11 protein-coding genes are annotated in these 10,973 nt (G+C 53.9%); all 11 read right to left on the bottom strand.

The window, feature by feature from the left end:
* Positions 1-263: 263 nt before the first annotated feature.
* The 11 genes from J3482_RS16345 to aroC all read right to left on the bottom strand — a co-directional run bounded on the left by J3482_RS16345 (position 264) and on the right by aroC (position 10,904).
* Positions 264-449 carry a hypothetical protein gene (locus J3482_RS16345; RefSeq protein ID WP_206922738.1) on the bottom strand — a complete coding sequence of 62 codons (186 nt, stop codon included), beginning with the start codon at positions 447-449 and terminating at the stop codon, positions 264-266.
* A 1,018-nt stretch (positions 450-1,467) separates the two neighbouring features.
* The gene (locus J3482_RS16340) at positions 1,468-2,328 is read right to left on the bottom strand and encodes a prephenate dehydrogenase (RefSeq protein ID WP_021298409.1); all 861 of its coding nucleotides are present in this window, start codon (positions 2,326-2,328) and stop codon (positions 1,468-1,470) included.
* Positions 2,328-3,359 (bottom strand): 3-deoxy-7-phosphoheptulonate synthase, encoded by a 1,032-nt coding sequence (aroF, locus tag J3482_RS16335; protein WP_146823272.1) that lies wholly within the window; start codon positions 3,357-3,359, stop codon positions 2,328-2,330. The genes J3482_RS16340 and aroF overlap by 1 nt, the downstream gene beginning before the upstream one ends.
* Positions 3,360-3,429: 70 nt before the next feature.
* Positions 3,430-4,233: a tryptophan synthase subunit alpha gene (gene trpA / locus J3482_RS16330; RefSeq protein WP_021298407.1), complete on the bottom strand. Its 804-nt coding sequence runs from the start codon at positions 4,231-4,233 to the stop codon at positions 3,430-3,432.
* Positions 4,220-5,434 (bottom strand): tryptophan synthase subunit beta, encoded by a 1,215-nt coding sequence (trpB, locus tag J3482_RS16325; protein WP_021298406.1) that lies wholly within the window; start codon positions 5,432-5,434, stop codon positions 4,220-4,222. The genes trpA and trpB overlap by 14 nt, the downstream gene beginning before the upstream one ends.
* A 70-nt stretch (positions 5,435-5,504) precedes the next feature.
* Positions 5,505-6,239 (bottom strand): phosphoribosylanthranilate isomerase, encoded by a 735-nt coding sequence (locus J3482_RS16320; RefSeq protein WP_236018308.1) that lies wholly within the window; start codon positions 6,237-6,239, stop codon positions 5,505-5,507.
* A complete protein-coding gene (gene trpC, locus J3482_RS16315) occupies positions 6,191-6,988 on the bottom strand; it encodes an indole-3-glycerol phosphate synthase TrpC (RefSeq protein WP_328702731.1) in 798 nt (265 codons plus the stop codon). Before trpC ends, J3482_RS16320 begins: the two co-directional genes overlap by 49 nt.
* Entirely contained in the window at positions 6,988-8,034 is a 1,047-nt protein-coding gene (gene trpD / locus J3482_RS16310; protein WP_206922737.1) for an anthranilate phosphoribosyltransferase, read from the bottom strand. The genes trpC and trpD overlap by 1 nt, the downstream gene beginning before the upstream one ends.
* A gap of 256 nt (positions 8,035-8,290) precedes the next feature.
* Positions 8,291-8,659: a chorismate mutase gene (aroH, locus tag J3482_RS16305; protein WP_146823278.1), complete on the bottom strand. Its 369-nt coding sequence runs from the start codon at positions 8,657-8,659 to the stop codon at positions 8,291-8,293.
* Positions 8,659-9,753: a 3-dehydroquinate synthase gene (gene aroB, locus J3482_RS16300; protein ID WP_206922736.1), complete on the bottom strand. Its 1,095-nt coding sequence runs from the start codon at positions 9,751-9,753 to the stop codon at positions 8,659-8,661. Before aroB ends, aroH begins: the two co-directional genes overlap by 1 nt.
* Positions 9,750-10,904 (bottom strand): chorismate synthase, encoded by a 1,155-nt coding sequence (gene aroC / locus J3482_RS16295; protein WP_146823466.1) that lies wholly within the window; start codon positions 10,902-10,904, stop codon positions 9,750-9,752. Before aroC ends, aroB begins: the two co-directional genes overlap by 4 nt.
* Positions 10,905-10,973: the final 69 nt, after the last annotated feature.

Here is a 10,973-nt window from a genome sequence, read left to right as displayed (position 1 = left end):
ATGCGCAAACGAGAAATCCTGGATGCGGATAAATGGGTGTCGGAATATTAAATCATTCTACAAAAAAGAGCGATTGTCCAATAAGAAGGGGTTGACCCGATTTTGGGACCCAAGTTTATTTTATCCTTGCAGCATGTGTGCTCTTCATCGTAGCCGTTTTAAAGGTTTACGTGAGACTTGAGCAGGTCATTCCATCGACAAAACCTAATGCTGTTTCCAGTGGGACATAAAGAGATGTCTCATTACGCCAGCACTGCAAAACTTCAAGGAAGCTCTTGCGCATAGCTGCCTTTTCGTTTGGTTCCAGCTAAAGGCTTCTTTCCATCCTCCTGCTCTTGGACGACCTTTCGAATTGTCTTACGGTCATGTCCAGTTCTTCGAGAGAGTTCAGAGATACTCACGCCTTCCTGATACATCCTTCTGACTTCCATTTTCTCACTCTCCGTCATCGTGGCACCTCCCACAACGATGTGAACAGTGCCGTAAATTCGACAAAGGGTGGGGAATTCATCCCGATGATTTTGGGGAATTTAATCCGTTATTTTTGGGGAATTGTATTCCGCTGTTATTGGGGATTTTACAGCCGATGTTGACAACGAGAAATGGCAGTCGGGACACAAGTATCTCGACATGATGTAGTATTTCGCGTAGCGTGAGGAGCAACTGAAGAAAAACAAAGAGGCATCGAAGATTAGTCAAATAGGTTGACATAATTCAAATCTGCCGGAGGGCGAATTTACACCACATTTAGGACTTGTTCGGTAAGGTCACCGTAAAATTGCTACTCGAATCAATGTTTACAGTTTGTCCACCAATGGTAACTTGCGCATTACTTGCCGTCCAGTAAAAGTGCTCAACTCCATCGGACGTCTTTTTGTTGCACCGACTCCCTCATCTCAGTTTGTATAGACTCCAACACCCCATAAAGTTTGGTTCCTCTCTGACAAAAAGCGCTCCATTACATGCGCCAATGAACCCAAATCTACAGTACAATCAACCTTTACAACATCCTGCATTTCAGTTGCAGTTTTTATTTGATACGAGGGAATATTATCGCTGAATGTAGGGACTATCACGTAATTCAGCTTCTAATTTACCGTCTCTAATCCATCGAAGCATCAGACACTCAACACACCCCTAAGGGTCGAATGGGCAATAGCCTCATTCACAGTAAATATTGTTTTGTGAATATTATGTGGATTATTTGACTTTCTTAAAGATCTCTTTTACCAAATTGATCCAAAATAAACCACGAATAAATCCCGCCCGACAAGGGCAAAAAAAATAGGAATCCGCTTTCACGGACTCCCAAAAGGAGATTCTGCTAGGAGTGGAGAGAAATCAGAACAAAACACCCTTCGACAACTACTTTATACGATGATGGAAGCGCTGTCAACACTATTTGTTTGTGTTTTCACATTCTTTTTGCGGAATCCCCACCCTCGAGACAAGGGTGGGAAATCAAGCTTAGGAATGGGGATTGTCCGACCACTCATTTCGTGCCAAACGCGCTGTTTCGAGTAGTGTCACGATGTTTTCTTTATCCCGCAAAGACAACGCTTGCTCAAAGCGACTCAGATACATTTGCAGCGTCTGCAGATACTGTACGACGTTGTCCGCGTTCGCTATCAGCGTATCGGCCCAAAACGCAGCAGGTGACGAAGCCAGTCGCGTAATATCCCAAAACGCGGGGCCGCTCACATCGGGGAGTCCGGGATACTTCGCGCGTCGCCAATCGTCATTCGCGAGCATCGCAGAAAGTGACGTGATATGAATTCCGTGGCTCACGCACGCAACCATTGCATCGTGCGCTGCCGCATCCGCGACGTAGAACGGTTTCGCCCCAACCGCTTCGACAAGGCGAACGATAACAGCCGGTGGTGTCCAATCCTCAAGAAACAGCCAGGTCTTGTCCACAAACAAACTTGCGTCCGCTCCGACTGGACCTTCAATCGCCTTGCCCGCCATCGGGTGGGATGGCACAAACTGCTTATGTAAATGCAAGCTTTCTGCCGCGTCACAAAGGGGCTGTTTGATACTACACACATCCATGACAAATGTCGCGTGACGCGCGGCAAAATCCAGATGAGCCACACAGACAGAACTTGGTGCAGCGAGCACAGCGAGATCGTAAGTCGCCGTCACCTCTGCAGGGCGCGAATAAATGTGCTTGCTGACCCCGAGTTGCGCCAATCGCGCGGCGTGTTCGGAATTCGGTTCAATGCACTCCAAGACGGCGTCGGGGCACGCCCGATGCACCGCGAGTGCAAAAGACGTACCCAATAAGCCGCCACCAAGAATCAAAACCCGACGAAGTTCTTCATTCATCACACATTCACGGTCGTCTTTTGAAAGGATTGCGTCAACGCGTGGAGTTGGCGAAGTTGCCCTGCCATTTCGTCAAACGCCTGAAGGGTCAGGGTTTGGCTGCCATCTGACCACGCGGCCTCTGGCTTCGGATGTACTTCGACAATGACGCCCGCCGCCCCTGCTGCAATACTTGCCCGGGCCATCGTCGCGACATAGCGTGCGTGGCCGACACCGTGACTCGGATCAACCATCACAGGCAGATGAGACAAGTGCTGCACGACAGGGACTGCGTTTAAATCGAGCGTATTGCGCGTATACGTTTCAAACGTGCGGATACCGCGCTCACACAGAATCACGTTCGGATTGCCCTCCGCCAAGATGTATTCGGCGGACATCAACCATTCTTCAATCGTATTGGAGAACCCGCGCTTCAAGAGCACCGGTTTATCAGTTTTTCCGACTGCCTTGAGCAAGGCGAAATTTTGCATATTGCGTGCGCCAATCTGAAGGACGTCGACGTAGCTCGCGACGAGCTCAACCAAGCCTGGTTCCATAATTTCCGAGACGATTCCCAGTCCGGTCGCCTCTCGAGCGTCGGCCAAATATTTGAGTCCTTCTTCACCCAACCCTTGGAACGAGTACGGGGACGAACGCGGCTTGTATGCCCCGCCGCGCAACAACTGTGCACCGCTCGCTTTCACAGCTTTTGCAATCTCGATGAGTCCTTCCCGTGACTCGACAGAACAGGGACCAGCGATAATCGTTGGCTCGTCACCGCCAATGACGTGATGGAGCACCTTGATTTTCGTGTCATCCGGGTGGAAGGCCCTGCTCGCCAGCTTAAACGGGTTGCTCACAGGTACGAGTTTCTCGACGCCACTCATGTTCTCAATGCCGAGTTCGCGCACGCGGTCTTTTGGACCAATCACCCCGACGATAGTCTGCTCTTCGCCCTCCGACAAGTGCGCGCCAAATCCTTTTTGCCGCAAGACTTGCATCACGTTTTCAATTTCTGCTTTGGTGCACCCTTCCTTCATGACCACAATCATCTGAAATCTCCCTCTCCTATGTGCTTACGTAAAATTAATTGAACATTCTATCACAACTGTGTGCAGACGGCTATATGAACGATTTGCAAGCAGCTTTCAATTCCTTTGTAAAATTGCACACTTGGTCGATGACTGAGTCCACGTTTTGTTCGGCCACCTTGGCGATCCGCCGGACATAGGCGCTGCCGACAATCACACCGTCAGCGTAGTCGGAAATCTCCTTGGCGTGCGCAGGCTGACTGACGCCGAAGCCGACGCAGGCTGGCAAGTCGGTGTATTGCTTGACCGTCTCCACGAGATGTTGCACGTTCGCGGCAACCGCACTGCGCTCGCCAGTGACGCCAAGTGACGATACACAGTAGACAAACCCGCTCGCCGCCTCGCAAATCGCTTGTATCCGCGCCGCGCCGGACGTCGGTGCCACCAGCGGAATAAACGAGATATCACAGTGACGGGCAACCTGAGCGATATCTGGCGCCTCCTCTAATGGGACGTCAGGAATAATGACACCGTCGCCACCTGCACGGGCGAGTTGATCGAAAAACGCTTCGATGCCAAATTGCAGGATCGGATTGACATACGTAAATGCGATGATGGGTTTCTGAGTCCGCGAACGAAGCTGTTCAATCATTCGAAAACTGTGTGGCAATTGGAATCCTGATTGTAAACTACGTAAGGCAGCAGCTTGGATGACTGGGCCATCGGCTAGCGGATCGGAATATGGAAAGCCCAATTCAATCATATCCGCACCTGCGTCGAGAATGGCATCGACGAGTTTCAACGATTCATCGTAGGTCGGGTCCCCAGCGACGACAAATGGAATGAGGGCCGTCTTTCCGGACAGCGCTGCAAACGCCTGTTCAATTCTCCCCATGTGCGCGCCCCCTTTCCAGATTCGCCACCTGTTCAACGTCCTTGTCGCCGCGTCCGGACAGGCAGACAACGACGTGTTCATCAGCGGACATGTGTTTTGCTTCCCGCATCACATAAGCGATGGCATGTGCGCTCTCCAGCGCCGGAATGATACCTTCTGTCTTCGATAAGAAGTAAAAAGCCTCGAGTGCCTCCGCGTCGGTAACAGGCACGTATCGCGCACGTCCCGATTCACTGAAATGCGCGTGCTCTGGTCCGATTCCCGGATAATCAAGTCCTGCTGAAATCGAATGCGCAGGTGTCACCTGGCCGAATTCATCCTGCAAAAGCATGGTCTTCGCACCATGGATGACACCGGGGCGTCCCCGATTGATGCTCGCCGCGTGGGCTTCGGTGTCCACGCCGTGTCCCGCCGCCTCGACGCCAATGAGTTCAACCGATTCGTCTTCGACAAACGGGAAAAAGATGCCCATGGCGTTGCTGCCGCCACCGACGCAAGCCACGATTTTGTCTGGCAAGTGGCCGTTCTGCTCCAACATCTGCGCTTTCGTCTCATCGCCGATCACCCGCTGGAAATCCCGCACCATCTGCGGATACGGATGGGGGCCAACCACTGAACCGATGATGTAATATGTGTCATCGACGTGGGATACCCAATAGCGAATCGCCTCATTTGTCGCGTCCTTTAACGTTTTCGTGCCAGAGACGGCTGGTACCACTTCTGCGCCGAGCATGCGCATCCGAAAGACGTTTAGGGCCTGCCTGCGCATGTCTTCCTCGCCCATGAACACCGTACATTCCAAGCCAAAGCGCGCCGCCACCGTCGCCGATGCGACACCGTGCTGCCCGGCGCCGGTCTCCGCGATAATGCGTTTTTTCCCAGTGTGCACGGCAATGAGTGCCTGACCGATGGTATTATTGATCTTGTGCGCACCCGTATGGTTTAGATCTTCGCGCTTCAGGTAAATTTTTGGCCCACCGAGTGCTTGGGTCAGTCGCTCAGCGTAGTACAAAGGCGTCGGACGACCCGAATACTGCTGCAAAAAATATTGTAACTCCCGCTGAAACGACGCATCTGCGCGCAAGCGCAAGTAGTCCTTTTCCAATTGAATCAACGCGGACATCAACGTTTCTGGTACGTAACGTCCTCCAAAACCGCCGAAACGGCCAGTTTGGTCGGGGTAGACATACGCTTTTGCCACTTGGGTTCACCGCCTCTATTTCAGCAATTCATTCTCATGATTGTGCTTCAACGACTATCACTTAATTATCTCAATACAACTGTACCGTTTGCTGGACACAATGGAGAAACGCGTTAATCAACCTCACATCTTTTCTCCCATTGCGCTCGACACCCGACGATACGTCAATACCTGTCGGTCGGCACAGTTTCAGCAGGAATGCTATATTATCTGGGCGTAGACCGCCGGCAACCCACCAATCTCGTCCGTCTAAAGCGGCGGCCAAACGATGAAGAATCGTCCAGTCGAACGTTTGCCCGTGACCCCCCGTCACGTTCGCACCGACAGGCGGTTTTGCGTCGAGTAATACCGCATCTACGCAGTCTTTGTAGAGATCGATTTGGCTTAGGACGGTATCGAGACCGCCGTCAGAAAGCGGTACAGAGATGGCCTTCCAGACCGATACACCGCTGTTTTTCAACGTCTGGCAGACAGCAGGCGCCTCATTTCCGTGCAGTTGCGCGACCGAAATTCCCGAGGCATCGACCGCTCGCAAAATGTTCGCCACCGGTTCATCGGCAAAGACGCCAACCGCCTGTGTATCAGCAGGAAGTGCTCGAATGGCCCCTCGTACGGCCGTTGGTTCGACATACCGTTTGGACGCCTTGACAAAGACAAATCCGACATGGTGCACGAGTGGGTTCTCGGTAAATGACAGGTCGTCCTGCGGTTGTAATCCGCATATTTTGACTTGTACAAGTGGTGTGCGAGGTAGATTCATCTGCGCCCAACCGGTGCCTTGGCCATCTGCAACGCCGTCAAGCATGTCGCCACGTCCCTTAAGTCCTCGTGCCGCATCAACAATTCGCCAACGAGGACGCCCCGAGCGCCGGCGGCGGCCATGCGCTGTGCATCGACCATGCCCAACACGCCGCTTTCCGAAATCACCACCACATCCTCGGGCAACGCGTCAATCACCTGTTCGGTGACGCCCAAGTCGACCTCGAAGGTGTGCAGATTGCGGTTATTGATGCCGAGAATACTCGGCTTGGCCGCAAGCGCGGCGTCCAGTTCGTGTGTGCCGTGGACTTCAAGCAATACGTCCAGGCCCAAATCTTGCGCATAAAAGGACAGCGTCTGTAAGCGTTCGTTGGGCAACGCTGCGGCGATAAGTAAGATGACATCAGCACCAGCAGCGTACGCTTCGTCGATTTGCAGTTCGTCAATCACAAAGTCTTTGCGCAAAATCGGAAGGGAGACAGCCTCCCGGACAGCTCGCAAATCGTCTATCGATCCGCCGAAATACGTGCGGTCGGTGAGCACGGAAATCGCCGTGGCGCCCGCTTCTTCGTAGACGCGCGCGCGCGTCGCAGGATTGATTTCCGCCTGAATGACTCCCTTCGACGGGCTGCGGCGCTTGATCTCGGCAATGACGCCGAGTTTTGTGCCTTCGAGAAGCTTTTGTCGCAAAGAGTGGATTTCTCGAGGGGCGCTCCGGTCAAAGGAAATGCCCTGCGCCCGCAGATGAGCGACTTCTTCGCGTTTGGTTTCGAGAATTTTATCGAGAATACTCATCAGCCGATAACCTCTCTTGTGTCCGGAGCCATCGCGTGACTTTCGCGAATGAACTCTTCCAGTTTTTTGTATGCAGCGTGGGAGTCAATCAGTTCTCTGGCGAGGTCTGCAGCGGTGCGCAAGTCACGTGCTTTACCACCAACGTACAATGCAGCTGCGGCGTTGAGTACGACGATGTCGCGATGTGGGCCATGTTTGCCGTGCAAAACCGCCTCCATGATGGCTGCATTGACACTTGGATCACCGCCTCGAATGGCGCTCACGTCCGCGCACGCCACACCGACCTCTTCTGGGATGATGCGCTTCATTTCAATATCCATGCCGCGCACCTCGGCCACCGTGGTCGGTCCTGAAATCGAGAGCTCATCCAAGCCGCCGGCTCCGTGGACGACGAGGGCGTGATCAACCCCCAACTGAGCCAACGCATGCGCCACCGGTTCGACCAGGGACTCGCGGAACACGCCGAGCACTTGCCGTCTCGTGCACGCCGGATTGGTCAGTGGGCCGAGAATATTAAAAATGGTTCGAAAGCCCAATTCTTTGCGGGCGATGGCAGCGTGTTTCATGGCGGGGTGGAAGACTGGGGCAAATAAGAAACAAAGGTTCGTCCGCGCAAGAAGCGCTTCGCAGGCGCCCGCGTCGAGATCTATCCGAACTCCGAGCTTTTGCAGCACATCCGCACTTCCGCTCTTGCTAGACGCGGCCCGATTACCGTGCTTTGCGACGGGAATGCCCGCCGCCGCGGCAATAATGGCTACAGTCGTGGAAATATTAAACGTGTCTGCCCCGTCCCCGCCCGTGCCACAGGTATCCAGTGCACCTGCAGGGGCCTCCATCGGCGTTGCATTTCGGCGCATCGCGCGTGCAAACCCAACGATTTCGGAGGGGCTTTCACCGCGAACGGCCATGGCGCTGATGAGGCCAGCGATTTGAACGGAAGAGACACGTCCATGCATTAATTCATTCATCAATTCGTCCGCCAAGTCGGCTTCAAGACATTGTCCGATGGCGACCGAACGCAGAGCAAGATCTACGATACGGCTCATCCCGTACTCTCTCCTCTCAACTCAGAACTGCCTACGGCGGTCTTCGCCCTACGACATAGCGCAGGTGCGTCAAGTCAAACGCTGACAGCTCTCAACTCACTCAACTCTCTCAACTAAAAACACATGTGGCACTCGCCACATGTGTTCATGGTATATGGGATGATGCCGTCCGTCAACCGCCATTTGCCCCAGATGCCGTCAACCGCCCGATACACTTTTATGTGAACTTTTTGAACATGTCTCCAAATAAGCTGAATTAGTCCCGCGCGAGATCAGGGCGCAACTGCACGGCTTCGCCTAAGTATGCATGGACGAGTTCAGACTGCGCCTTCTCAGTATTGACATGCAGCAACACGCGAACACTGCGCGGCAAGGCGTTTGGAACGTCCAACTCCCGCGCGCACATCAACGGTACCCACTGCCATCCAGGCAGGCTGCGCACTGCTTTTGCGGGAAACGCGGAGGATAAATCGGGTGTCAGCGTCAACAACACACTCGCCACATCATCGACGTCGATGTCGTTAAGGCGCACAATTTCCTCAATCAATTCTTTCGTCGCTGCAAAAATCTCTTCTGGTGTGTCTTCATTTACCGTCGTGGCACCACGAATCCCGCGAACTTTCATCATTCTGCCTCCTCTAAGGCCCGCTGATACACTGCTTCCACTTCCACTTTCGACACGTCGTTGACAATTGCGACGTCGCCAATCGCCGTCGGCAGCGCGAATGTCCACAGCGTGCTGCCGTGCTTTTTATCGACGTCGATAAGTGCTGCCACCTTGCTCCAATCGTCGCGCGGTGGCACCGTCGGCAAACCGTGGTTGGCAAGCACAACTTCAATTCGGCGTGCCGTCCCTTCGTCGAGCAAACCGCGTGCGACGGCGAGTTTCGCTTCGAGTACAAGCCCAATGGAAACTGCTTCTCCGTGCCCTAATTCGTAATGCGATCTCATCTCAATGGCATGCCCTAGCGTATGTCCGATGTTCAGTACCTGACGCCGATTCGCCTCGCGCTCATCGGCTTCGACCACGTCGATTTTCACCTTCATGGCGGCCGTGAGAATCGGCTCTAGCGCAGCGGCATCTGGACACGACGTCAAGGGGTGTGTCTCTAACTGCTTAAACAGCTGCGGATTGCCGATGATACCGTGCTTAATCACTTCCGCCATCCCGTTTATCCACTGCCGCGCTGGCAGGTGCGCCAGTGCTGAGAGGTCGTATAAAACAGCCCGTGGCGGGTAAAAGGCACCGACCAGATTTTTTCCTTCGGGTAAGTTCACGCCGACTTTTCCGCCAATGCTGCTGTCGTGTGCAAGCAAGGTCGTCGGTGCCTGCACAAACGCAATGCCCCGGAGGTAGGTGGCGGCGATGAAGCCGGCGAGGTCACCAATGACACCACCGCCCAGCGCGACGATGAGGTCGCTACGCCGCATGCCAAACGCCAAAAGCTTCGGATAGAGCGTGCTGGCTACGGCCAAGGACTTACTTTGGTCACCCGCAGGTACTTTTAGACATTGAGTACGGTATCCCACATCCTCAATCGACTGGATAGCCGTTTTTGCAAATGGCAATTGGCCAACGATTTCATCCGTAATAATGGTCACGCGCGCGTCCTTCGGCGTGTTGAGCGCCACCAAGTGTTCCCCAAGTTTCTCGAGGACATGCCCATCGGCCACTACTGGATAATCGCCGGTTTTGCTCTTCACGTGGAGTGTACTCATCGTTTGGCCACTCGCTCGCGATATTTTTCGTAGTTGTCCTGCATCTGTTCCAAGGAATCGCCGCCGAGCTTTTCGATTAACGCATCGGCGATGACCCAAGCCACCACATTTTCCCCGACGACCGACGCTGCAGGCAGCGCACAGTAGTCTGAGCGCTCAATGGCAGCGAGTTCCGTTTCTTTGGTCTTCATATTGACACTAGGCAATGGCTTGTAGAGGGTCGAGATAGGTTTCATCGCGACGCGTACAACGACGTCTTCGCCGTTGGTCACGCCGCCTTCGAGACCCCCTGCCCCATTTGTCGCGCGCAGATAACGGCCGTTTGCATACGCAATCGGGTCGTGTACTTTCGACCCGAACCGCCGTGCGGCTTCAAACCCGAGTCCAATTTCGACACCTTTAATCGCTTGAATGCTCATCAGTGCACCTGCGAGTCGACCGTCGAGCTTCCTGTCTGGCATTGCGTAGCTGCCAAGCCCAATTGGACAACCGCGGACAATGACTTCGAAAATGCCGCCGACTGTATCGCCATTTTCCTTGGCCTCATCAATGCGGCGAATCATCTCAGCTTCTGCGCCCGCATCTGCACACCGCACTTCGGAAGCATCCGCCCGCGCACGGAGTTCATCGAGACTATCCGGGAAATCTTTGGCCACCACATCGCACAACTCGACGACGTGTGCGGTGACCTCGATGCCGAACTGCAAAAGCAACTGTTTAGCAAGTGCCCCAGCCGCCACAATCGTGGCCGTATTGCGGGCGCTCGCGCGTTCGAGCACGTTGCGGATGTCCTCGTGGTCGTACTTGATGGCGCCAGCCAAATCGGCGTGTCCCGGGCGCGGTCGGTAGATCTCTTTGAGATCTTCCGGTTTTTCGCCAAACACAGCCATTCTATCGGTCCAGTTTTTGAAGTCCCGGTTGACGACGTTCATCGTAATCGGCGTGCCTAGCGTCCGCCCAAAGCGAATCCCGCTGGTGACTTCGACTGTATCGGTCTCAATACGTTGCCGAAACCCGCGTCCGTAGCCCATTTGTCGACGGCGCAACTGCTCGTCGATATACTCCTTGGACACAGGGAGATTACTAGGAAATCCATCAATAACAACGGTCAATCCCGGTCCGTGGGATTCACCTGCGGAAAGATAACGAATCAAAAAAAAGCCCTCCCGTATGTACGCTCGGCAAAACCGAGTGAACACCCTGAATGGCTCGTATTATAG

This window comes from Alicyclobacillus suci (genome assembly GCF_017329615.1).
In the GTDB taxonomy this organism is placed as follows: domain Bacteria; phylum Bacillota; class Bacilli; order Alicyclobacillales; family Alicyclobacillaceae; genus Alicyclobacillus; species Alicyclobacillus suci.
Note: the sequence above shows the minus strand (reverse complement) of the source record. Positions and strands in the feature narration are given on the sequence as shown.

Excerpts from the sequence above, each read along its gene's own strand:
- J3482_RS16345 (WP_206922738.1), bottom strand. The coding sequence starts at position 449 with ATGACGGAGAGTGAGAAAATGGAAGTCAGAAGGATGTATCAGGAAGGC.
- J3482_RS16340 (WP_021298409.1), bottom strand. The coding sequence starts at position 2,328 with ATGAATGAAGAACTTCGTCGGGTTTTGATTCTTGGTGGCGGCTTATTG.
- aroF (WP_146823272.1), bottom strand. The coding sequence starts at position 3,359 with ATGATTGTGGTCATGAAGGAAGGGTGCACCAAAGCAGAAATTGAAAAC.
- trpA (WP_021298407.1), bottom strand. The coding sequence starts at position 4,233 with ATGGGGAGAATTGAACAGGCGTTTGCAGCGCTGTCCGGAAAGACGGCC.
- J3482_RS16320 (WP_236018308.1), bottom strand. The coding sequence starts at position 6,239 with ATGCTTGACGGCGTTGCAGATGGCCAAGGCACCGGTTGGGCGCAGATG.
- trpC (WP_328702731.1), bottom strand. The coding sequence starts at position 6,988 with ATGAGTATTCTCGATAAAATTCTCGAAACCAAACGCGAAGAAGTCGCT.
- trpD (WP_206922737.1), bottom strand. The coding sequence starts at position 8,034 with ATGAGCCGTATCGTAGATCTTGCTCTGCGTTCGGTCGCCATCGGACAA.
- aroH (WP_146823278.1), bottom strand. The coding sequence starts at position 8,659 with ATGAAAGTTCGCGGGATTCGTGGTGCCACGACGGTAAATGAAGACACA.
- aroB (WP_206922736.1), bottom strand. The coding sequence starts at position 9,753 with ATGAGTACACTCCACGTGAAGAGCAAAACCGGCGATTATCCAGTAGTG.